Here is a 22,390-nt window from a genome sequence, read left to right on the forward strand (position 1 = left end):
GCTCCCGGCAGCGCTGATCCAAGGCAACGCATTGATCTACAAGGCATATCCGCAATGCCGACATGTTCCCTTGCACGCCGCCAACTTTTGAAACATGCCAAAACAAATCGCCTTATCCATTGATTCTGAAGCATTTTTTCATCTCCCAACGGCACCTTGATGTGACAAACCTGTGTTGGCAGCGTTAACGACGTGTTACGGTCGACCTGAATGGAGTCACACTGAACGAATTGTTAATGCGCAGGGAATGCGCCGCCAAGACATTGCTCACTACGGGGATCCACCATGTCTCGCCAACGTTCCACGCTCTCGCGCCACCCTCTGACCCTCGCCCTGCTCGGCACCCTCCTGGCCTCCGGCACCGCCCTGGCCCAGGACGGCAATGCGCCGACCCAGCTTGATCGTGTGACCGTCACCGGGTCGCTGATTCCGCAGACCGAGATCGAGAACCACACGCCCGTCCTGACCGTCACCGCCGAGGATATCCAGACCCGCGGTTTCACCAGCGTCGCCGATGTCCTGCAGCAGTCCTCGCTGTCCACGGGCGGCCTGCAGGGTGGCCAGACCTCCGCATCCTTCACCCAGGGCGCCGAAGCGGCGGGCATGTTCGGCCTCAGCCCGGGCTATACCAAGTACCTGATCAACGGCCGCCCGATGCTCTCGTATCCGGCGCTGTACAACGGCGGCGATACCTTCAACAACATCAGCGGCATCCCGATCGACATCGTCGAGCGCATCGAGATCCTGCCGGGTGGTCAGTCGTCGCTGTACGGCTCGGACGCGATCGCCGGCGTGGTCAACATCATTCTCAAGGAGCGCATGGATGGCGGCGTGCTCAATGTGCGCGGCGGTGCCTACAGCGAAGGTGGCGGCAACAGCTTCCGCTTCAGCGGCGCACGCGGTTTCAACTCCAAGGATGACCGCTTCCATGCACTGGTCAACGTGCAGTATGAGAAGACCAGCCCGATCTGGGGTTACCAGCGCGACCTGACCAAGGTCAACAACCCCGACGGTTACAGCCCGCAGTACGTCTCCAACGATTTCCTGGTGCTGCTGCCGGCCGCCAACAACCGCTACGCGATGATGGACCCGAACCGGTGCGCCAACGTAGCGGGCCAGTTCGACGGCACCACCGTGCTCGGTACCCGTCCGACCGGCCAGGCCTGCGGCTCGGTCTACGGCACCGGGTACAAGACCATCAAGAACGGCAAGGAAAGCGGGCAGATCTACAGCTCGGCCACCTTCGACGTGAACGACAATTTCCAGCTGTTCGGCGACGCGCTGTACAGCCTGGAGGAGGTCAAGTACGCCACCGGTTCCGGCTACACCTGGTGGGGCACCTCCTCGGGCTGGGGCCGCTTCTACGACCAGGCCAGCGGCCAGTACATGAACCTGCAGCGCGTGTTCGCGCCGGAGGACATCGGTGGCGGCGGTTATCGCGACATCATGAACACCGACCGCAACAAGGCCTACCAGGTCACCCTCGGCGGCCGCGGCACCGCAGGCAACTGGGACTACAGCCTCAGCTTCACCCGTGGCGAGTACAAGCTGACCGAGCGCAATTTCGTGCGCTGGAACGACCCGATCAACGACTACTTCGAGCAGCGTGTGCTGGGCCCGGTGCTGGGTACCACCAGCACCGGCTACAACATCTACAGCCCGAACTGGGAAGCGTTCTACGCACCGCTGCCCGCCGGTGACTTCCAGAGCTTCACCGGCTACAGCTACAGCGAAAGCCGCACCTGGCAGAACCTGGCCCGCGCCCAGGTCACCAATGGCTCGCTGTTCAAGCTGCCGGGTGGCGATGCCGGCTTCGCCGTGGTTCTGGAAGGCGGCAGTGAAGGCTGGGATTACACGCCCGACCCGGGCCTGATGGACGGCAGCGTGTGGGGGACCACCGCCGTATCCGGTGCCGGCCATCGCAGCAACTACGCGGTGACCACCGAACTGCGCATGCCGCTGCTGGAAACGCTGACCGTCACCGGCTCCGGCCGCTATGACGCCTTCAAGATCGGCAGCAACACCGTGGACAAGGCCACCTACAGCGTCGGCATCGAGTTCCGCCCGATCGAAAGCCTGTTGTTCCGTGGCAAGTACGGTACGGCGTTCCGCGCACCGACCCTGTCCGATGCCTTCCAGGGTCGCAGCGGTTACTACGCCAACGGCTCCACCGACTACTATCGCTGCGGCCAGCTGGGCTACGACCCGGCCAACACCACCGGCTGCCCGTACGACAGCGTCTCGGTGTTCGGCACCCGCTCGGGCAACCCCGACCTGGAGCCGATCACCGCCGATGTCTGGAATGCAGGCGTCGTGTGGGCTCCGATCAACAACCTGTCGCTGTCGGTCGACTACTACAACTGGAAGATCAAGAACGAGGTCGATACGCTCAGCTCCGACCAGCTGCTGCTGGCCGAGTACTACTGCCGCAACGGCCAGTCCAACAACACCTCGGCCAGCTGCCAGAACGTCGACGACTGGATCACCCGTGATGCATCGGGCGTGCTCGACGAGATCTACACGCCGAAGATGAACGTCGCCCGCCAGAACCTGGAAGCACTGACCGCCAGCTTCAAGTACGTGCAGGACATCGGTCGCTTCGGTTCGCTGCAGTTCTCGGCCAACTACACCGACATGCTCAAGCGCAAGCTGCAGCCGCAGCCGGGTGACGAGTTCCTGGACCTGCTGCACGACCCGTATGCGATGTGGGTGTATGACTCGTACGCCAAGGTACGCGCGGACGGCTCGATCGGCTGGGCCAAGGACAACTGGACCACCACCCTGTATGCCAACTACATCGGCAAGACGCCGAACTACATGGCTTACGTGGGCAACGGCTATGACTACGTCCACAGCTCCGGCTACAAGGCAGGCAAGTGGGGTTCCTACACCACCTACAACCTGAGCGTGAACTACCGCGCGATGGAAAACCTGACCCTGTCGCTGATGGTCAACAACGTGTTCAACAAGATGCCGGACAACCAGCGCTACAGCTTCGCCGGCACCAGCGGCCAGCCGTACAACAACTACCTGTACAACGCCTACGGGCGCGCGATCTACGTGCAGGCCAAGTACGCGTTCGGCGTGAAGTAATCCCGCAACCGCAGCAACGGAAAAGCCCCGCCATGGCGGGGCTTTTTCGTGTCCGGCCTGAGCGGATGGAAGAATAGGCCCTGGTGGAACAGGGCCTGCCGTCAGGTCCGCCCGCTCAGCGGAAGCTGTAGCGGAGGCTGGCCATGTAGCGGCGACCAAGCGCGTCCAGTACGTACGGGAACGGACCGATGTCGTCGGACAGGTTCAGCACCGACAGGTTCAGGCGCGCATTGTCGGTCAGGTGGTAGCTGACATTGGCATCCCAGGTCGTCCAGCTGTCGCGCTTGAAGTACTGCCGGCTTTCCGGGGTTGCGGTCAGGCTGAACTGCGAGCCGCTCGTGTAGTTGGACGTCACGCCATAGCTCCACTTGCCGATGGCATGCTGCGCCGTCCAGCGGAACTGGCGCTTGGGCTCTTCGAACGTACCCACGCGCTCCACGAACGGCACATCCGCGTTGGCGGCCTGGCCACGGTTCTTCGGCATGTAGCCGTAGAAGCCCAGTGCCACCTGGCCGAACCGGCCCATGTCCCAGTTGTAGTCCACCTCGGCCGTCCAGCCGCGGAACATAAGCACCGGGCCATTGCCGTACTCGGTGCGGATATCGGTGGCCGCACCCGTCAACGGATTGCGCGTGACCAGGCTGCAGAAGCGGTTGGCGTTGGGCACGTTGGACGCATTGAAATCCGGGTTGTCGAAGCAGCCGGTGATGATGTCGGTCGGGCTCAGGCTGGTGATCACATCGGTGATCTTGATGTCATACCAATCGGCGGCGACGCGCAGGCCCTTCGCCCAGTCCGGTGCGAACACGATGCCCGCTGTCCAGGATTTGGCCTTCTCGTTCTTCAGGCCGGTATAGCCGTTGACCGAGCCGAGGGTGTTGGTCGGCGACGCCTGGAAGGTCGCCGGGTCCGCGCCCGGGTAGGCCTGGAAGAAGGCCTCGCAGTTTCGGCGGCGAATCGCGGGATTGGTGCCGCCGTTGATGGCTGACACCGAGCAGACTTCCGGGATGTTGTAGTACGCCGGCTGCAGCGAGGTATAGAGCTCGGCAATGGACGGGGCACGCAGCGACTGGGTCTTGCTGCCGCGCAGCTGGATTCCCGCGAACGGCTCGTACTGGATGCCATAGGTGTACGCGTTGAACCCACCAGCCACCGAGTTGACCACGCGGCGGCCCTTCAGGGTCAAGTCCAGGCGATGCAGGCCAGGCAGATCCCAGTCGGGGTTGAACAGCGGTGCCAGAAACTCAGCGAAGATTTCATTGGTGTGATAGTCGCCCTTGGCGCCCTGGATCGGCACCGAACGGCCCTGCCCCAGCCGCTGGTACTCGCTCGGGGTGAACGAGCCTTCTTCGCGGCGATGCTCCACGCCTGCGGCGAAGGAGAACTCGCCCCCCGGCAGGTCGAACAGGCCACCAGTCACCGACGCGTTGAACACGGTCTGGCGCGTCCGCGCCTTGGCCAGGGTCGGCGTCGATACATAGGCCAGTGCTTCAGGCGATGCCTGGTTCTCGCCGAACAGATTCAGCGGACGGCAGTTCGGATCCGCAGTGGTGCCGCGGGCGGATGCATCACAGACGATGTTGCCGCTTGCATCGCGCTTCACGTTGAGCGCATTGATGAAGTTCTGCTGGATCAGGCCGGTGCCCTTGTAGTCGAAGTCGCCTCGGCCGTGGGTCACACTGGTTTCCCAGTTGAAGCGGCGCTCGCCGATATCGAAGAAGCCGTCCAGGCCGAGCACGATGCGGCTGAGGCGCGTATCGGTACTGGCGTTGTTCATGCTCAGGTCGCGCGAAGAGCGCGACAGGCGGAACGAGGTGATGCCGTTCTCGGCCAGGATGCGACGGGACTCCGCGCTGAGGAACGGATTGTTCGCGCTGAACAGCATCGCGCCGCTCTGGTCGCCACTGCCATCGGGGTTTGCGGCACCGAAACCGGCAGCGTTGTAGACGTTCTGGTCCAGCGTCTCGCGCGCGGTGGCGCTGTAGTGCGACAGTTCGAAGAAGCCACGCACGTTGTCGTTGAAGTCGAAGCTGCCGGTCGAATAGACCGTACGGCGTTCGAGGTCGGCGATCAGTGGGACGGTCTCGTTGAGGTTGAGGCCATCGCCACCGGACGCGTTGCCGCTGGGATAGGAGATGCCCGGATCGTAGGCAACCAGATCGCCCTTGTCGTTGAAGTGCCAGAGCTTGTTGTTCGGACCAAAGCCGTTCAGTTCACCCGTGGCATTGCGCTGGTAGCTGCGCCGCACCTGGATGTCCGACGGCATGATCAGGCCACCGAAGGTCATGCTGGAGATACGCCGGTTGCGGATCCAGACCTGGTCGGCGATGCCGTCGGCCGGTCCGGTGTTGAACGGGATGCTGGGGTCAATGCGACCGTCATTGCCCGGCGTGCGCCACGGCTGGAAGCGCGCCACGTTGGCTGCCGTCGGATTGGTCTGCAGGCTGTAGCCATTGCGGTAGAAGTCGCGCTGGAGCGCGTTCACGCCTTCACTGTTGTCCAGTTCGGCAGCAATGGTGAAGTGGCCACGTCCGTCGGCGAAGCCGCTGCCGAAGATGGCAGACCAGGAGTAGCGGTCGTTGTCGTTCTTGGTGGTCCTGCCAAAACCCAGCTCGACCTCGGCGCCCTCGAACTTGTCACGCAGGATGATGTTGTTCACGCCTGAGATGGCGTCGGAACCATACGTGGGTGCACCACCGATGCTCAGGCTTTCCACACGCTCGACCATCACGGTCGGAATCGCGTTCATGTCGACCTGGATGCCCGAGCCGCCGCCGGCGCCGAATACGGTTGGCGGTGCCGAGGTCACGAAGCGGCGACCGTTGACCAGGGTCAGCAGGCGGTTGCTGCCCAGACCGAAGCGACTGGCGAAGTTCACGCCCGCACCGAAGCCGGCCTGATCACCGCGTGAGGACACGCCGGCGGACACACCGGGAATCTTGGTCAACGCATCGATCAGGTTGGTGTGTCCGTACGCATCGATATCCTGGCGGGACACCACAGCGGCTGGTTCCAGGGTGTCATAGCCGGCGCGGTAGATGTGCGAGCCTGTTACCGTGATGCGGTCCAGCTGGGTGGCCGCGGCTTCATTGGAAGCCTTCTTCGCGCTCTCAGCGGTTTCCTTTGCAGTTTCTGCCTCCTGCGCGAAGGCAGGCAGGGCAACGGCAAGCAGAATGGCCGAGGTGAGCGCGAGGCTCAACGGATTACGGGGTAGTGGGCGAGTCTTCTGCATGTCTCTCTCTCTGAAAGTGAGGGCACAAAAAGCTCTGCATCGGCAAGGCAGAGGAAATTTAGTCAGCAACTGTTCACGTGCCGATAACGGAATTCATACACATAACGACACGAAACGGCAACATTCAGCAAAAGTTCGATTTGATATGACGCGCAGGGAAATGAAGCATGAGCGCGTAAACCCGCGTCGGCATTGTTCAAATAATCATCTCCAATCAAAGGCTTGAGCCGACATCACGCCCCCCCCTGCCGCAGCCGTGGCACTCGTGCACAGCGCTCTGGACACGTCATGTCCCGGCAGGCGCGCAACCTGTACCCGCGGGCAACTGCGAGCACGCGTTCATCATCAATTCACCCGTTGGGCAGGCAGACGCCCAGCCTTCGCTCGGCGCTGCGGCGACGCCTGATGTGCCTTCCTGCAACGCCTTCTGGCGCGTGCACGCCCCTTGCGCAGGGACATGACCTTCGACACCCTTGCAGGTCTGGCCGGCGGCGTATCGTTCGGCCCACGGTCGCACCTGCGGCCACTCCCTGACTCACTCGGCCCGGAGGCCATTCAAGTGACCCGTACTCCCAAGATCGTGCTGCTGACCCTGGCCGTTTCGGCCGCGCTGGTCGGCTGCGGCAAGACTGAAACCCCGGCCAAGGACGCCGCCGCCTCCGCCCCGGCCACCGCCGAAGCCACCACCTATAAGCTGGACGAGAGCAAGCTGCCGGCCTACAACGCCTTCCAGCCGAGCGACCTGGACACCACCAAGGACGCCTGCACCGCCTTTGGCGACTACGTCAACAGCAAGTGGCTGGCCGCCAACGAAATCCCGGGCGACCGCACCAGCTGGGGCGCGTTCACCATCCTCGACGAGCGTTCGGTGGCCGTGCAGCACCAGCTGGCCGAACAGGTCGCGCAGGTCAAGAACCCGAACCACATCGAGAAGATCGTCGGCGACCTGTGGGCGACCGGCATGGACGAAGCGAAGATCAACGCGCAGGGCATCGAGCCGCTGAAGGCGGACCTGGCGGCGATCGACGGCCTGCAGGACAAGGCAGCGATCGCCAACTACCTGCGCACCAGCGCCGCCAAGGGTGACAACGTCCTGTTCGGCTTCGGTGCCGAAGCGGACTTCAAGAACTCGGCCATGAACATGGCCTACGCCAGCCAGGGCGGCCTGGGCCTGCCGGATACCACCTATTACACCGATGCCAAGAACGCCGACAAGCTGAAGGCCTACCAGGCGCACGTCGCCAAGGTGCTGGAGCTGTCCGGCGTCGCCGCGGCCGACGCGGCCAAGCAGGCCGAGGACGTGGTCAAGTTCGAAACCCGCCTGGCCAAGGCTTCCAAGTCGCGCGTCGAGCTGTCGCGCAACGTCGAGCTGTACTACAACCCGGTCACCCTGGCCGACGCCGACAAGCTGACCCCGAACTTCAGCTGGACCGAGTTCTTCAAGTCGCAGGGCGTGGCCGCACCGGAGAAGTTCTCGCTGGCCATGCCGGCGTTCCATGAGGAAGTGAGCAAGGCGCTGGGCGATACCGACCCGTCGGTGTGGCGCGCCTACCTGCGCTTCCACACCGTGGACAGTGCCTCGCCGTACCTGGCTGACGCCTTCGTGCAGGAGAACTACGAGTTCTACGGCAAGACCCTCAACGGCCAGAAGGAACAGAAGCCGCGCTGGAAGCGCGTGCTGGGCACCATCGAGAATGATGCCGGTGAAGCCTTCGGCCAGCTGTACGTGAAGGTTGCCTTCTCGCCGGAAGCCAAGGCGAAGATGGAAGAACTGGTAAAGAACCTGGCCGCCGCGCTGAAGGACCGCATCCAGGGCCTGAGCTGGATGAGCGAGGAAACCAAGGCCAAGGCCATCGCCAAGTGGGAGACCTTCACCCCGAAGATCGGTTACCCGGACAAGTGGCGCGACTGGTCGGGCCTGCAGACCCAGCGCGACAGCTTCCTCGGCAACGTGCGCGCGGCCAACGAGTTCAACTACAAGTTCAACCTGTCCAAGATCGGCAAGCCGGTGGACAAGACCGAGTGGGGCATGACCCCGCAGACCGTCAACGCCTACTACAACCCGCTGCAGAACGAGATCGTGTTCCCGGCCGCCATCCTGCAGCCGCCGTTCTTCGATCCGAAGGCCGACGACGCGCTGAACTACGGCGGCATCGGTGCGGTGATCGGTCATGAGATGACCCACGGCTACGACGACCAGGGTGCGCGCTTCGGGCCGACCGGCAACATGGAAGACTGGTGGACCCCGGCCGACAAGAAGAACTTCGAAGGCCTGACCGGCAAGCTGGTCAAGCAGTTCGACCAGTACAAGGTGGACGGCCAGGCGGTGAACGGCCACCTGACCCTGGGCGAGAACATCGCCGACCTGGGTGGCCTGGCCACCGCCTACGACGCCCTGCAGAAGGCCTCCGCCGGCAAGGAAGATGCGAAGGTCGATGGCTTCACCCGAGACCAGCGCTTCTTCTTCAACTGGGCCACCGTGTGGCGCACCAAGTACACCCCGGAAAACGCCAAGGTCCGCCTGGCCACCGACCCGCACGCCCCGGCGCAGTTCCGTGCCATGGGTGCGCCGTCGAACCTGCCGACCTTCGCCGCCGCGTTCCAGTGCAAGGCCGGTTCGCCGATGGCCCGCACCGGCGAGCAGCAGGTGGTGATCTGGTAAGCAACGGCTGACGTTGCGGCGTACCTGCAAGGGCCCGGGAATTCCCGGGCCTTTGTTTTTCACAGCGCCCGTCATCCACGCATGGCCCACGCCGTTGGAAGATGCCGACCTTGGTCGGCGCACGGCTCGGCGGAGCCACCGTGATGCGTGCATGCCGCGCCCATGCCCGGCTTGCTATAGTGCGCGCGCCCTCAATCCATCACGGATTCGTTCCACATGCCCAACTTCCGTCCGCTTGCCATCGCCCTGGGCATCAGCCTGGCGACTCTGGTCCCGACCCACGATGCGTTTGCCGCCGCCAAGAAGAAGGCCGCACGCGCCCCGGCCGTCAGCGCCCAGTGCAGCGACTTCTATAACACCACCAATGCAGGCTGGCTGAAGGCCAACCCGGTTCCGCAGACCGGCGCCACGACCGCGCTGGGCCAGTTGGTCGACCGCAGCCGCCAGCAGCAGCGCGACCTGCTCGATGCCGCGATGAAGTCGCCGCAGGGCAACGTGCAGAAGCTGCTGGGTGACTTCTGGGCCAGCGGCCTTGACGAAGCCGCCGTGGAAGCGGACGGTTCCAATCCAATCGCCCCGCTGCTGACCCGCATCAACGCCATCAAGAAGGCCAAGGATGTGCCGGCCTCGATCGCCGCGCTGCACCAGGTGGGCATCCCGGTCGCCTTCAACTTCGGCCCTGACGTCGACCTGAAGGCACTGGACCGCCACATCGGTTACTTCATGCAGGGCGGCATGGGCCTGCCGGATCCGGCGTTCTATACCCGCACCGACGCCGATACCGTGGCGCTGATGGGCCGCTACCGCAACTACGTCAAGCAGATCCTGGCGCTGACCGGCACCCCGGCGGCCAAGCTGGATGCCGAATCGCAGGCGGTGATCGCGCTGGAGACCGAGCTGGCGCGCAACGCGCAGTCGCTGGCCGGCATCAACAACCCGTTCAACAACTACGCGCCGATCTCCACCAAGGAGCTCAACAGCCGCTACCGCAACCTGCAGCTGGACGCGTTCCTGAAGGCACAGGGCGTGGACGATGACCTGGTCTCGCTGGCCGACCCAGGCCTGTTCAAGCAGCTCGATGGCATGGTCACCAAGCTCAAGCCGGAGCAGTGGAAAGCTTACCTGCGCTGGCGCGTGGGCGACTCGATGGCGCCGTACCTGTCCAAGGCCTACCGCGACGCCGAGTTCGAATTCCGTGGCCGTGTGCTGCGTGGCCAGACCCTGCCGCCGCAGCGCTGGGAATCCGTGCTGGATGCAATCAATGTGGCCGCCGGCCCGATGGTCGGCCGCGAGTACGCCGCCCGCTACCTGTCGGCCGAAGATCGTCGCCAGGCCGCATGGATCGTCGACAAGGTGCGCGAAGTACAGATCGAGGCGGTAAAGAACAGCAGCTGGATGAGTGCCGAAGCCAAGACCGAAGCGCAGGCCAAGCTGGCTGCGCTGAAAATCGAGATCGGCACGCCACTGCGCGACCTGGACTACAGCGTGCAGCCGATGGGGCGCGGCTCGTTTGGTGGCAACATGCTGATTGCATCGACCTGGCGCCACCGCGAGGAAATGAAGCGCATCGGCAAGGGCAATGCCGACCGCCGCTGGGACGTGCTGCCGCAGCAGCCGTCGCTGGCCTACGACCTGGCGCAGAACCGCCTGATCGTCACCGCCGCGATCCTGCAGGGCCCGGTGTTCAACGCCAAGGCCGACGCCGCCGACAAGTTCGGCAGCTTCGGTGGACTGGTCGGCCACGAGCTGACCCGTGCGATCGATGCGAAGGGCGCGCTGGTCGATGCCAAGGGCGAACTGCGCAGCTGGTGGACCCCGGCCGACAAGACCGCCTGGACCCTGCTCGGCAATCGCGTGGCCGCGCAGTACAGCGCCTACGACTTCCCGGGCGTAAAGGGTGCCAAGGTCAACGGCACGCTGACCCAGGAAGAGAACCTGGCCGACATCGCCGGCCTGGAACTGGCCTGGGCGGCGTATACCGCGCAGGAACCGAAGGCCAAGCAGGCACAGCAGCAGGGCTTCTTCCGTGCCTGGTCGGCACTGTGGGCACAGCAGCTGTCGCCGAACGAGGCCGCGCGCCGTCTGACCGCCGACATCCGCGCACCGGGCCTGTGGCGCAGCAACGGCACGCTGGCCAACCTGCCGGCGTTCGGTGCCACCTTCAGTTGCAAGGCCGGGCAGCCGATGCAGCGCAGCGAAGCCGACCAGATCAAGGTCTGGCGCTGAGCCCGCGGCCGCACTGGTAGTACAAAGGGCGCCTTCGGGCGCTCTTTTTTTGCGGGTGCAGCACGATCCCGGGTTAACACTGCGCGTGCTATCGCTGCGGCTTCGTCCAACGTGGAGCCGGACATGGCACACAAGAACACGATCTGTATCTGGTACGACAACGGCGCGCTCGAGGCCGCCACCTTCTATGCCAACACCTTTCCCGACAGCGTGGTGACCGCTGTCCACCACGCCCCGGGCGACTACCCGGACGGCAGGGAGGGCAACATACTGACCGTCGAATTCACGGTCTGCGGCATCCCCTGCGTCGGCCTCAACGGCGGCACCGCGTTCAAGCACAGCGAAGCCTTCTCCTTCCAGATCCAGACCGAGGACCAGGCCGAGACTGACCGCTTGTGGAACGCCATCGTCAGCAACGGCGGACAGGAGAGCCAGTGCGGTTGGTGCAAGGACCGATGGGGCGTTTCCTGGCAGATCAGCCCACGCATGCTGATCGAAGCGGTGACCAGCCAGGACAAGGCACTGGCCAAGCGCGCCTTCAATGCGATGATGCCGATGAAGAAGATCGACATCGCCACCATCGAAGCGGCAATCAAAAAAGGGGACGGAGGGGATTAAGTCGTTTCCTCCCCCCTGTGCGCAGATGCGGATTGCGACTTAATCCCCTCCGTCCCCTTTTTCCGAGGTGCTGATGTCCTGGGATGCGATCATCATCGGTGGCGGCCACAACGGCCTGGTCTGCGCGGCCTATCTCGCACGCGCTGGCAAGAAGGTGCTGGTGCTGGAACGTCGTGGCGTTCTCGGCGGCGCGGCGGTCACCGAGGAATTCCACCCCGGGTTCCGCAACTCGGTGGCGTCATACACGGTGTCGCTGCTGCAACCAAAGGTAATCGACGACCTGCAGCTGCATGCGCATGGGCTGCGCATCATCAGTCGCCCGGCCAACAACTTCCTGCCATTGCCGGACGGCCGCTACCTGCTGTCCGCACCGGGCCGCACCCAGGCCGGGGTCGCGAAGTTCTCCGAGCGGGATGCACAGCGGCTACCCGAATACGAAGCGCGCCTGGAGATCTTCGCTGATGTGCTGCGCGCCTGGGCCCTGCGCGCGCCGCCGGACCTGGGTGCAGCAGGCGGTTGGCGTGCGCTGCCCGCCCTGTGGCAGATGGGCCGCCTCGGTCGTGAACTGGCCACGCTGGATGCCTCGCTGCGGCAGGAGCTGCTGGACCTTTTCACGCTGTCGGCGGCCGAGTACCTGGACCGCTGGTTCGAAAGCGAGCCGATCAAGGCGCTGTTCGGCTTCGATGGCATCGTCGGCAACTACGCAAGCCCCTATACACCGGGCAGTGCCTACGTACTGCTGCACCACGTGTTCGGCCAGTGCAATGGCATGAAAGGTGCGTGGGGCCATGCGATCGGTGGCATGGGCGCGATCAGCCAGGCCATCGCCACTGCCGCGCGGGAGGCCGGGGCTGAGCTGCGCGTGGATGCCGGTGTGCAACGCCTGCTGATCGAGCAGGGTCGTGTCGTGGGCGTGGCGCTGGCCAACGGCGAAATCCTGCGCGCACGCGCGATGATCGCCAACGTCAATCCAAAGCTGCTGTACGAGCAGATGCTGGCACCGGAGCAGGTACCGGACGCAACGCGCGAACGCATGGCGAACTGGCGCTGCGGTTCCGGCACGTTCCGGATGAATGTCGCGCTGTCGCAGCTGCCGGACTTCCGCGCTCTGCCCGGTCCCGGCGATCACCTCAGCGCCGGCATCATCATGGCCCCAAGCCTGGATTACATGGACCGTGCCTGGCTGGATGCGCGTCGCAATGGCTGGTCACGCGAACCAATCGTGGAAATGCTCATTCCCAGCACGCTGGACGATTCGCTGGCGCCGCCGGGGAAGCACGTCGCCAGCCTGTTCTGCCAGCACGTGGCGCCCGTGCTGCCCGGCGGGCGTCACTGGGATGATCATCGTGAAACGGTGGCCGATCTGATGATCGCCACCGTTGAACGGTATGCGCCGGGTTTCGCTGGCAGCGTACTGGGCCGCCAGGTGCTGTCACCGCTGGATCTGGAGCGCACCTTCGGCCTGATCGGCGGCGACATCTTCCACGGAGCGCTCAGTGCCAACCAGTTGTTCTCGGCACGGCCGATGGTTGGCCAGGCTGGCTATCGTGGTGCCCTGCCCGGCCTGTATCTGTGCGGGTCGGGAACACATCCCGGGGGCGGCGTGACCGGCGCGCCAGGTCACAATGCGGCGCAGGTAGTGTTGCAGGATCTGTGAGGGCGTGCCAACCAAGGTTGGCACCTACCCGCGTGGGAGAAGGCGTGCCGACCAACGGTCGGCACCTACAGCGTCAAATGATCCTTCGGATCATTTGACGCTGCGCAGATGGTTCGGGCGCTTCGGTGGGCCGGGCGGTCGGCGCTTGTTGAACGGCGGCTGCCCGCGCCAGTAGCGAATCAGCAACCAGCCGAACAGCATGCCGCCGAGGTGCGCGAAGTGGGCCACGCCCGGCTGCCAGCCGGTCATGCCCAGCACCAGTTCGCCCACGCCGAACAGGATCACGAAGGTGCGCGCCTTCATCGGGATTGGTGGGAACAGCAGCATCACCCGCTGGTTCGGGAACAGCATGCCGTAGGCCAGCAGCAGGCCGAACACGCCGCCAGAGGCACCCAGCACCGTGGCCGGGTTCTCCAGCAGCGTACCCACCAGCAGCTGGCAGACACCGGCACCGGCCACGCAGACCAGGTAATACAGCAGGAAGCGCTTCTCGCCCCAGGTCTGCTCCAGTGGCGCACCGAACATGAAGACCGCCAGCATGTTGAAGAACAGGTGGCCGAAGCTGCCATGCAGGAAGCCATAGGTCAGCAGCTGCCAAGGCTGGAAGTTGCCACCCGGCGAGAACGCATCGAAGCCCTGCTGCAGCGGTTGCAGCATGAACGGCTCAAAGGTCTGCATGCCGAGCAGGAACGGCTGCTGCAGCAGGAACAGGATCGCGTTGGCGATCAGCAGGGCCTTGGTGACGGTTGGCAGTCGCGGGAACATGGGAGCACCGGCATGGAACGACCTCCATCATAGCCGCAGCACCGCGCCTTGTTGGCGACCCGCAGGTCCGGCCTGTTCAGTCGCCAGCGGCGCTCAGCCCGGCCCCCATACGGCAGCATCCAGCGCTACCGCCGGATCGGTCGTGGGCATCTGCACCCGGCCGTTCTCAACCACCACGCCCTCGGCACGCAGCCGCTGCGACTGCTCGCGCCAGCCCGCCGACCCTTCTTCCATGGCGATGCGCCCATCCGAGCGCAGCACGCGGTGCCAGGGCAGGTCCGGGTCGTCGTTCTGGCCCAGGATGCGCGCGGTCAGGCGTGCACGCCCGGGCAGGCCCGCGCGCATCGCCACCTGGCCGTAGCCCATCACCTGCCCCGCCGGGATCGCGCGGATCACCGCCAGGATGCGCGCACGCGCCTGCTCCGGCGTCAGCGCCGCAGGCGGGTCACCAGCAGAACGCCGATCAGCACCAGCACGGTGCCGGCGATCTGTGCCGGCCCCATCGGTTCGTCGAGCAGCCATAGGCTCATCACGATGGTGGAAACAGGGCCCAGCATACCGACCTGTGCGGCCAGCGACGAACCCACGCGCTGCACCGCCAACATGATCGCCAGCACCGGCAGCACCGTGCAGACAGTGGCATTGACCAGCGACAGCCACTGTACCGGCGCCGGTGCCTGCCACAGCAGTGGCAGCGGATGGGTCACCGCGAAATGCAGCAGCACCAGCACGCTGGCCACGCAGCTGGCATAGGCCGTCAGCCGCACTGCACCGATGCGCGCGACCACCTGCCCGCTGCCGAACAGGTACAGCGCGTAGCTGAGCGCACTGCCCAGCACCAGCAGGCTGCCGACGATGATCTGGCCGCCCTCGCGCTGCAGGTCGTGCCCGAAGGCCAGCAGCACGCCGAGGTAACTCAGCACCAGCGCGCCGATCTGCCAGCGTCCCGGCCGCTGGCGCGCCAGCAGCACGTTGATCAGCAGCACCAGGGTCGGGTTCAAGTACAGGATCAGCCGTTCCAGCGTCATGCTGATGTACTGCAGGCCCTGGAAATCGAGCAGGCTGGACAGGTAATAGCCGGTGAAGCCCAGCCACAGCACGCGGGCGCGGTCGGCCCAGGACAGCGGTGTGGCCCGGCGCGCGGCCCACAAGGCCATCAACGCGAACAAGGGCAGCGCCATCAGCATGCGCAGGGCGAGCAGCGTGGTGGCATCCACGCCGTGGCGCAGGCCGAGCTTGACGATGATGGCCTTGCCGGAAGCAGCAATGGCGCCGATCGCAGCCAGGCCGATACCCCCCAGCGCGATGCGGGGGGAAGCCGTAGCGATGCGGGAAGCGGGCGTGGACATCAGGACGACGGCGGGCCGCGCAGAGCGGCCCGGTAAGGCGTGGGGGCGCCCATTGTCGCACGGGCGCCCCCGGTGCCCTGTAGAGCCGAGCCTGCGCTCGGCTTCGCCAAGCCTGGGCGAAAAGCAGCCGAGCGTGGGCTCGGCTCTACAACTGCGGGCTCAGCGCATCAGCACCACTTCCTCGGCCGAGGTCGGGTGGATCGCCACGGTGTCGTCGAACTGGGCCTTGGTTGCGCCCATCTTCACCGCCACCGCGAAGCCCTGCAGGATCTCGTCGGCCGCTTCGCCCAGCAGGTGGATACCCACCACGCGCTCCTCCGGGCCCGCGCAGACCATCTTGAACAGGCTGCGCTGGGTGCCGTTGGCCAGCGCCTGCAGCATCGGGCGGAAACGGCTGTGGTAAACGCTCACCTGGTCAAAACGCGCGCGCGCTTCCTCTTCGCTCATGCCCACTGCACCCAGCGGCGGATGCGAGAACACCACGCTGGCCACGTTCTCGTAATCCATCTTCGATTGCGGACGTCCACCGAACAGGCGGTCCATCAGCCGCCGTGAAGCGGCCACCGCCACCGGGGTCAGGCCGACCTTGCCAGCGATGTCGCCGACCGCGTGCACGCTCGGCACAGAGGTGGTCTGCCATTCGTCCACCTGCACCTGCTGGTGCTCGCCAATGCCGATGCCGAGCGCTTCCAGGCCCAGATCACGGCTGTTGCCGCGGCGGCCGGTGGCAAAGAACACCGCATCGAACACGCTGTCGATCGGGCCGTCATGGCCGAACGCACGCACGCGCTCGCCATCGCGCTGCAGTTCGCGCAGGCGATAGTCGAAGTGGATCCGCACGCCCTGCTGCTTCAGGTTCTCGGCCAGCTGGTCGGTCAGCTCGTAGTCGAAGCGCTCCAGCAACCGCTTGCCCCGCACCAGCAGGCTCACCTTGCTGCCCAGCGCCTGCAGCAACCCGGCCAGTTCCACCGCGATGTAGCCGCCACCAATGATCGCCACCTCGGCCGGTGCCGCACGCAGATCGAAGAAGTCATCGGAAACCAGGCCCAGTTCCGCGCCGGGAATATCCGGACGCAGCGGATGCGCGCCGGTGGCGATCAGGATGTGCTCGGCGCTGTAATGCACGCCGTCACTGCAGGCCACGGTATGCGCATCAAGCAGACGGCCGCGCGCAGGGATGCGCACCACGCCGGTTTCATCCAGGCGCTTGTGGTAGCTGGTGTGGATGTTGGTGATGTAGGCCTGGCGATGGATCACCAGCTCCTTCCACGACAGCGCCGGGCGTGCCTCGACATCGAAGCCCATCGCATTGGCCAGGCCGATGCGCTCGTGCAGGTCGGCCGCCAGCCACATCGCCTTCTTCGGCACGCAGCCAACATTGACACAGGTACCGCCCAGTTCGCCCGGTTCCAGCATCGCCACGCGCTTGCCATGCTGCGCTGCACGGATGGCACCGGCCAGGCCGGCGGAACCGCCGCCAAGGACGATCAGGTCGTAATCATAAGGTGCAGTGCTCATCGGAATCGCTCGGGTCGGTAAGGGGCAGGATCGATCGCTGGCGTGCGGCCGCAGACGAGATCGGCGATCAGCTGGCCGGTGCCGGCGCTCATGCTGATGCCGAGCATGCCATGCCCCGCTGCAAGCCAGACGTGAGGATGCGCGGGCGCGCGGCCGATCGGCACAGCGCATGCGTGCCCATCGCTCACCCCTGCTCCGTGCTGCGCCGCATCGGTGGCCACTGCCGATAGGTCATCGCACGCCATATCCACTCGATCGGGCCGAAGCGGAAATGGCGCAGCCACAGGTGCGAGAAGACCACCTGCGCGGCAAACAGCAGCAGCGCGAACAACAGCTGCACGCTGCGCGGCATCATCTCGAACCTGCCCAGGCCATAGTGGTAGAAGGTCCAGGTACACAGCAGCGACTGACCAAGATAGTGGGTCAGCGCCATGCGCCCGACCGGTGCCAGCCAGGCCAACCGCGCACGCCAATGCACGATCCACGCGAGGTAACCCAGGCACATCGGCAGGCCACCGATCGTCACCAGCGCCATCGCCGCTGTCACCGGCAGGCCGTAGGCACCCGGCGCCAGGTAGGGCTTCCAGGCAATACCCAGCAGCGTGACCACGAGGCCCAGCGGCAGTGCCCCCCAACGCAGCACCGCGTACAGCCGCGGAAAGCGCTCCGGCGTCGCCAACGCGCCGCTGGCGGCGAACCAGCTGCCGATCAGGAACATGCCCAGCACTTCCGGGCCGGTGATCAGCAGCGCGCCCATCGAGGTGCCGAACTCGCTCAGGCGCTGCACAGTGGCCTGCGCCCAGCTGCCCTGCCCGTACACCTGCCGCTGCAGGTCGATGCTCTGCTGCGCCTCGGCAAGCATGCCCCGCACCTCTTCGGCCGAAGCCATCGACACCATCGCGCCCACCAGCAGCATCAGCGCAACGCCGCCCAGATAGACGGTCACGCCCATCCACGGCAGCCAGCTGCGCGGCGCCTCCCGGCAGGCCAGCAACGGCAACGAGACCAACGCGTACATCACCAGGATGTCGCCGGACCAGACCAGCAGCGCGTGGCACAGGCCGATCAGCAGCAAGCCAGCGCTGCGGCGCAGGTAGAACGGGGTGAAGTCGCGCCCGGCGGCCTCAGCGCGCTGCGCCATCACCGCGAAGCCGGCGCCGAACAGCAGCGAGAACAGGGTGAAGAACTTGCCCTGCACGAACACGTACACAAAGGCATCGGCCCAGTAGTCGATGCCCTGCCAATGTACGTCGATGCCGGTGAAGGCCAGGTCCAGCGGTCCGCTGAAGGCCTCGATGTTCATCAGCAGGATGCCCAGCAGCGCGGCACCGCGCAGCACGTCCAGCACGGCGATGCGTTCGCCGGAAGCGACCGGCTGCAGGGAAGGAGAAGCGGCGTTCACGGGGCGTCCGTCAGGCAGGTCCGCCATTATGCCGCCGGCCCGTACGCCATGGATGGCCGCGCCGTGTTCCAGAAACGCAACGGCCCGCCGAAGCGGGCCGCTGCATCCATCACGATCGCGCTGCGATCAGTGCTGGTGACCACCGTCGCCGTGGACGTGGCCGTGGTCGATCTCTTCCTTGCCGGCTTCGCGCACGTCGACGATCTCGACGTCGAAGTGCAGGTCCTTGCCGGCCATCGGGTGGTTCAGGTCGACGTCGACGACGCTCATGCCGACCTTCTGCACGGTCACCGCACGCGGGCCGAAGTTGGTCTGCAGCACGACCTGCTGGCCCGGGGCCAGCTTGGTGTTGCCGAAGTGCTTCTTCGGCACGCGCTGGGACAGACCTTCACGACGCTCGCCGTAGGCATCGGCCGCCTTGACGTCGACGTTGAAGGTCGCGCCGGCTTCCTTGTCCATCATGGCGTTTTCCAGGCCCGGGATGATGTTGCCGTGGCCGATCAGGATCGCCAGCGGCTCGCCGCGGTCCTTGGACGACTCGATCGGCTCCTGGCCGACTTCGGAAACGGTGTAGTGGAAGCGGACAACGCGGTCTTTTTCGATCTTCATGCGCAACTCTGTCTGGATCTGCCGGAGGCAGGCGGGTTGGGGCGGGTTGTCGCCCGGCGGGGACGCCGCCATCATGACGGCCAATCCAAGGTGGCGCATTATCCGGAGATCATGCACATCACGCCAGTTTCGTCCGGCCCGCGCCGGTTTCTCGCCCCGGCCCTGCTGCTGGCCCTGCCCGTGTTGATGACCGCCTGTGGCGGCGGCAAGGCCACCCGCCCGGCGCCGCCCCCGCCGACGGCGAACTGGCCGAAGACCGTGCCGGACAACCCCGAGGCCGCCAACTCGGTGCTGATGCGGGCCATCAGCCTGGTCGGCACGCCCTACCGCTATGGCGGCAACACCCCGGATTCGGGCTTCGACTGCAGCGGCCTGGTCGCCTATGTCTATCGCGAAATGCTGGACCTGCGACTGCCGCGCACCTCGCGCGACCTGGCCGCCGTACAGGGCCCGAAGATCGATCCGCAGCGCCTGGCCACCGGCGATCTGGTGTTCTTTGGCAGCCGAGGCAGCGTCACCCATGTCGGCATCTATGTAGGTGAGGGGCGTTTCGTGCACGCGCCGAGTACCGGCGGGACGGTACGCCTCGACTCGCTCAGCGGCCCCTACTGGAAAGACCACTACACAGGGGCGAAACGCGTCCTTCGCTAAAATGAACAGGCGATATGTTCAAAACTGTGACGTAAATCACTACTGAAATAACGTTTTACTAACGGAATTTTTAACTTATCGGCGGTTTTACAGGGCATGATGCCCCATCGTTTTTTTCCTGTGACCGACGCGTGACGACTGACGACCTGAAAAGCGAAGGCCAGACTTCCGTATCTTCACGCAGTGCCCGCCCGTTGTTGCTTGGCCTGGCACTGTGCCTGACCAGCCTTCCGGCCTGGTCGCAGACTGCTCCGAACCGTTCCGATGTGCCCCCGGCCCCGGTGGCCGAGAGCGCCGCCCGACCGGCCGCCAAGGCCGAGGCTGCCGCTCCGCAGCGCAGCCGCGTCGATGCCGCCGCCAGCGCCACGCTGGCCGCCCTGCTGCCGCACCTGGCCGCCAACGACACCATTCCGCTGATGGACCGCTCGGCCGTGGTGGCCGGCGACCTCAGCCGCCTGCTCGCCAACTACGACACCAGCAGCGCCGCCAATGGCAGCGTTGTCGGTACCGCCGCCGACAACGGCAAGGTGCAGTCGCTGCTGCGCCGCGCGATGACCCTGCTGGGCACCCCGTACCGTTGGGGTGGCAGCAACCCGGACAGCGGTTTCGACTGCAGCGGCCTGGTCGGTTATGTGTTCCGTTCGGCCCTGGGCATCGAGCTGCCGCGCGTCTCGCGCGAGATGGCCCACGATGACAACGCCGAACTGATCAACGACCGCACCGCGCTGGCTGCCGGTGACCTGGTGTTCTTCGGCCGCAAGGGCCGCGTCGACCATGTCGGCATCTATGTCGGCGACGGCCGCTTCCTGCACGCACCGAGTTCGGGCAAGGACGTGCGCGTGGACACCCTGCTCAGTGGCTACTGGGGCAACAAGTTCATGCAGGCCCGCCGGGTCGACCTCTGACCCGCTGGCGCTACGGCGCCGCCTGACGCGAGAAGCCGCTGCCCTGCAGCGGCTTTTTTGTTGGCAGGAATCCATTGCCCCCCATCCACGCATAGCGTGGATCTACTGGGACCTGCTCGTTGTGCCACCGCCGACCGCCCTGGTAGGTGCCGACCGTTGGTCGGCACTGTGTCTCTCCCTCCACGCATGGCGTGGATCTACGAGGAATGCCCCTTGGCCGGCACCGCGTCGGCCATCCCCAAGCAAAAGGCCCGCCGGTCAGGCGGGCCTTTCATCTCCACGCAACCTCAGCTGCGTGGCGGAGTCGGGTCAGGATCGTCCACGCCCACATTGCTGGACGGATTGTCATACACCGCCTGGTCGAGCAGCCCGGTTTCCTTGGCCACGAGCACCGGCACCAGCATCTGGCCGGTCACATTCGTCATCGTGCGCATCATGTCCAGGATGCGGTCGATGGCATACAGGTAACCGATGGTCTCCAGCGGCAGGTTCGCCGCGCTCAGCACCACCGTGGCCATGATCACCGCAGTACCCGGCACGCCGGCGGTGCCGAAGCTGCCCAGCACCGAGGCGATCAGCACCACCACGTACTGCTCCGGGGTCAGCGGCACGCCGCTGTACTGCGAAATGAACACCGCGCACAGCGCCGGATAGATCGCGCCGCAGCCGTCCATCTTGATGCTGGCGCCCAGCGGCACCGCGAACGAACCGTAGTCCTTGTTCACGCCCAGGTTGTGGGTGATCGAACGCAGCGCCACCGGCATCGCAGCGAAGCTGGACGAGCTGACGAACGCAACCTGCATGCCCGGTGCGGCGCCACGGAAGAACTTCAGCGGGTTCAGGCCGTGCGCCAGCAGCAGCGCGCTATAGACCACCACGATGTGCAGCGCACAGGCCACGTACAACGCCAGCACGAAATGGCCCAGCGGCAGCAGCTTCTCGAACCCATAGCTGCCGACCAGGCCCGCGATCAGGCCGAAGGTGCCGATCGGGGTGACTTCCAGCACGAAGCGGGTCACCTGGATCATGATGTCGCTCATCTGGCCGACCAGCTTGCGCGCCTCGGTCACCTTCTCGCCCAGCTTGACGATGGCAAAGCCCACCAGGCCGGCGAAGAAGATCACCGGCAGGATCGAGCCGCGACCTGCGGCCAGCACGGTCTCACCGGCCGCGTTGACCTTGGTGCCGATGCCGGACAGCGCATAGAAGACGTTGGCCGGCACCACGTCCAGCAGCACCTGCACCACGCTGGGCACTTCGCGCGGCACGTAGTTGCTGGCCATCGACAACTGCAGGCCACCCGCGCCGGGCTGCAGCACCGTACCCACGGCCAGGCCGACACACACTGCCAGCGCGGCGGTGATCACGAACCACAGGAAGGTGCGCCCACTGAGCGCGGCCACGGACTTCTGCCCGTGCAGCGACGAGATCGCGTTGATGACCGCGAAGAACACCAGCGGCACGGCGATCATCTTGATCAGGGTGACGTACAGCTCACCGAGCGGGCCGAACCACGTTTCCGCGGCCGGGCCGAGCGCCCAGCCGGCCAGCGCGCCGAGCACGAAGCCACCGACCACGCGCTGCCAGAATGGAATCCGCAGCCAGGCAGAGACCAGCTTCATAGGCAATCCAGAGGGGAAGGAAGGGATGCTGGCACGATAGCCCAAGGCAGCCCGCAAAACGACCGCCCGGCCGGCAAATCA

15 protein-coding genes and 1 pseudogene are annotated in these 22,390 nt (G+C 65.4%); 7 read left to right on the top strand and 9 right to left on the bottom strand.

Annotated features, from left to right (window positions below; translation table 11 throughout):
• Positions 1–285: 285 nt before the first annotated feature.
• Positions 286–3,093: a TonB-dependent receptor domain-containing protein gene (locus ACSDHM_RS13000; protein ID WP_065179173.1), complete on the top strand. Its 2,808-nt coding sequence runs from the start codon at positions 286–288 to the stop codon at positions 3,091–3,093.
• 115 nt (positions 3,094–3,208) lie between these two features.
• On the opposite strand, the gene ACSDHM_RS13005 is transcribed toward ACSDHM_RS13000, so the two are convergent.
• Positions 3,209–6,325 carry a TonB-dependent receptor domain-containing protein gene (locus tag ACSDHM_RS13005; RefSeq protein WP_188240770.1) on the bottom strand — a complete coding sequence of 1,039 codons (3,117 nt, stop codon included), beginning with the start codon at positions 6,323–6,325 and terminating at the stop codon, positions 3,209–3,211.
• A gap of 559 nt (positions 6,326–6,884) precedes the next feature.
• Here ACSDHM_RS13005 and ACSDHM_RS13010 point away from each other — a divergent pair.
• From ACSDHM_RS13010 to ACSDHM_RS13025, 4 genes are all read left to right on the top strand, one after another.
• Positions 6,885–8,987, top strand: a complete 2,103-nt coding sequence (locus ACSDHM_RS13010; protein ID WP_072168541.1) for a M13 family metallopeptidase — start codon at positions 6,885–6,887, stop codon at positions 8,985–8,987.
• A 216-nt stretch (positions 8,988–9,203) separates the two neighbouring features.
• Positions 9,204–11,213 carry a M13 family metallopeptidase gene (locus ACSDHM_RS13015; RefSeq protein WP_188240769.1) on the top strand — a complete coding sequence of 670 codons (2,010 nt, stop codon included), beginning with the start codon at positions 9,204–9,206 and terminating at the stop codon, positions 11,211–11,213.
• 123 nt (positions 11,214–11,336) lie between these two features.
• Positions 11,337–11,831: a VOC family protein gene (locus ACSDHM_RS13020; RefSeq protein WP_227836927.1), complete on the top strand. Its 495-nt coding sequence runs from the start codon at positions 11,337–11,339 to the stop codon at positions 11,829–11,831.
• A 73-nt stretch (positions 11,832–11,904) separates the two neighbouring features.
• Complete coding sequence (locus ACSDHM_RS13025; protein WP_227836926.1) at positions 11,905–13,488, top strand: phytoene desaturase family protein; 1,584 nt, start codon at positions 11,905–11,907, stop codon at positions 13,486–13,488.
• 90 nt (positions 13,489–13,578) lie between these two features.
• Here the strand turns inward: ACSDHM_RS13025 and ACSDHM_RS13030 are convergent, their stop codons facing one another.
• The 7 genes and pseudogenes from ACSDHM_RS13030 to ACSDHM_RS13060 all read right to left on the bottom strand — a co-directional run bounded on the left by ACSDHM_RS13030 (position 13,579) and on the right by ACSDHM_RS13060 (position 19,131).
• Positions 13,579–14,253: a rhomboid family intramembrane serine protease gene (locus ACSDHM_RS13030; RefSeq protein WP_005410509.1), complete on the bottom strand. Its 675-nt coding sequence runs from the start codon at positions 14,251–14,253 to the stop codon at positions 13,579–13,581.
• A 93-nt stretch (positions 14,254–14,346) separates the two neighbouring features.
• The gene (locus tag ACSDHM_RS13035) at positions 14,347–14,775 is read right to left on the bottom strand and encodes an MGMT family protein (RefSeq protein ID WP_404830527.1); all 429 of its coding nucleotides are present in this window, start codon (positions 14,773–14,775) and stop codon (positions 14,347–14,349) included.
• Entirely contained in the window at positions 14,682–15,602 is a 921-nt protein-coding gene (locus ACSDHM_RS13040; RefSeq protein WP_439426318.1) for a DMT family transporter, read from the bottom strand. The genes ACSDHM_RS13035 and ACSDHM_RS13040 overlap by 94 nt, the downstream gene beginning before the upstream one ends.
• Positions 15,603–15,761: 159 nt before the next feature.
• A complete protein-coding gene (gorA, locus tag ACSDHM_RS13045) occupies positions 15,762–17,120 on the bottom strand; it encodes a glutathione-disulfide reductase (protein WP_072168518.1) in 1,359 nt (452 codons plus the stop codon).
• A pseudogene (locus ACSDHM_RS13050) lies at positions 17,117–17,278 on the bottom strand (amino acid dehydrogenase); the annotation flags it as partial. The gene gorA and the pseudogene ACSDHM_RS13050, both read right to left, overlap by 4 nt.
• A gap of 26 nt (positions 17,279–17,304) precedes the next feature.
• Entirely contained in the window at positions 17,305–18,549 is a 1,245-nt protein-coding gene (locus ACSDHM_RS13055) for a DUF418 domain-containing protein (RefSeq protein WP_072168519.1), read from the bottom strand.
• Between the two features lie 99 nt (positions 18,550–18,648).
• The gene (locus tag ACSDHM_RS13060) at positions 18,649–19,131 is read right to left on the bottom strand and encodes an FKBP-type peptidyl-prolyl cis-trans isomerase (RefSeq protein WP_005418041.1); all 483 of its coding nucleotides are present in this window, start codon (positions 19,129–19,131) and stop codon (positions 18,649–18,651) included.
• 111 nt (positions 19,132–19,242) lie between these two features.
• On the opposite strand from ACSDHM_RS13060, the gene ACSDHM_RS13065 reads away from it, so the two are divergent.
• Entirely contained in the window at positions 19,243–19,782 is a 540-nt protein-coding gene (locus ACSDHM_RS13065) for a C40 family peptidase (protein ID WP_005418044.1), read from the top strand.
• A 131-nt stretch (positions 19,783–19,913) separates the two neighbouring features.
• Positions 19,914–20,687 (top strand): C40 family peptidase, encoded by a 774-nt coding sequence (locus ACSDHM_RS13070; protein ID WP_053497133.1) that lies wholly within the window; start codon positions 19,914–19,916, stop codon positions 20,685–20,687.
• 287 nt (positions 20,688–20,974) lie between these two features.
• Here the strand turns inward: ACSDHM_RS13070 and ACSDHM_RS13075 are convergent, their stop codons facing one another.
• Positions 20,975–22,309: a dicarboxylate/amino acid:cation symporter gene (locus tag ACSDHM_RS13075; RefSeq protein WP_065179181.1), complete on the bottom strand. Its 1,335-nt coding sequence runs from the start codon at positions 22,307–22,309 to the stop codon at positions 20,975–20,977.
• Positions 22,310–22,390: the final 81 nt, after the last annotated feature.

The organism is Stenotrophomonas sp. T8 (assembly GCF_051853085.1).
Classification (GTDB): domain Bacteria; phylum Pseudomonadota; class Gammaproteobacteria; order Xanthomonadales; family Xanthomonadaceae; genus Stenotrophomonas; species Stenotrophomonas sepilia.

Bases quoted from the DNA above. Each gene is read 5' to 3' on its own strand.
- ACSDHM_RS13000 (WP_065179173.1), top strand. From the start codon at position 286: ATGTCTCGCCAACGTTCCACGCTCTCGCGCCACCCTCTGACCCTCGCC.
- ACSDHM_RS13005 (WP_188240770.1), bottom strand. From the start codon at position 6,325: ATGCAGAAGACTCGCCCACTACCCCGTAATCCGTTGAGCCTCGCGCTC.
- ACSDHM_RS13015 (WP_188240769.1), top strand. From the start codon at position 9,204: ATGCCCAACTTCCGTCCGCTTGCCATCGCCCTGGGCATCAGCCTGGCG.
- ACSDHM_RS13020 (WP_227836927.1), top strand. From the start codon at position 11,337: ATGGCACACAAGAACACGATCTGTATCTGGTACGACAACGGCGCGCTC.
- ACSDHM_RS13025 (WP_227836926.1), top strand. From the start codon at position 11,905: ATGTCCTGGGATGCGATCATCATCGGTGGCGGCCACAACGGCCTGGTC.
- ACSDHM_RS13030 (WP_005410509.1), bottom strand. From the start codon at position 14,253: ATGTTCCCGCGACTGCCAACCGTCACCAAGGCCCTGCTGATCGCCAAC.
- ACSDHM_RS13035 (WP_404830527.1), bottom strand. From the start codon at position 14,775: ATGGCTGCTCGACGAACCGATGGGGCCGGCACAGATCGCCGGCACCGT.
- ACSDHM_RS13040 (WP_439426318.1), bottom strand. From the start codon at position 15,602: ATGTCCACGCCCGCTTCCCGCATCGCTACGGCTTCCCCCCGCATCGCG.
- gorA (WP_072168518.1), bottom strand. From the start codon at position 17,120: ATGAGCACTGCACCTTATGATTACGACCTGATCGTCCTTGGCGGCGGT.
- ACSDHM_RS13055 (WP_072168519.1), bottom strand. From the start codon at position 18,549: ATGGCGGACCTGCCTGACGGACGCCCCGTGAACGCCGCTTCTCCTTCC.
- ACSDHM_RS13060 (WP_005418041.1), bottom strand. From the start codon at position 19,131: ATGAAGATCGAAAAAGACCGCGTTGTCCGCTTCCACTACACCGTTTCC.
- ACSDHM_RS13065 (WP_005418044.1), top strand. From the start codon at position 19,243: ATGCACATCACGCCAGTTTCGTCCGGCCCGCGCCGGTTTCTCGCCCCG.
- ACSDHM_RS13075 (WP_065179181.1), bottom strand. From the start codon at position 22,309: ATGAAGCTGGTCTCTGCCTGGCTGCGGATTCCATTCTGGCAGCGCGTG.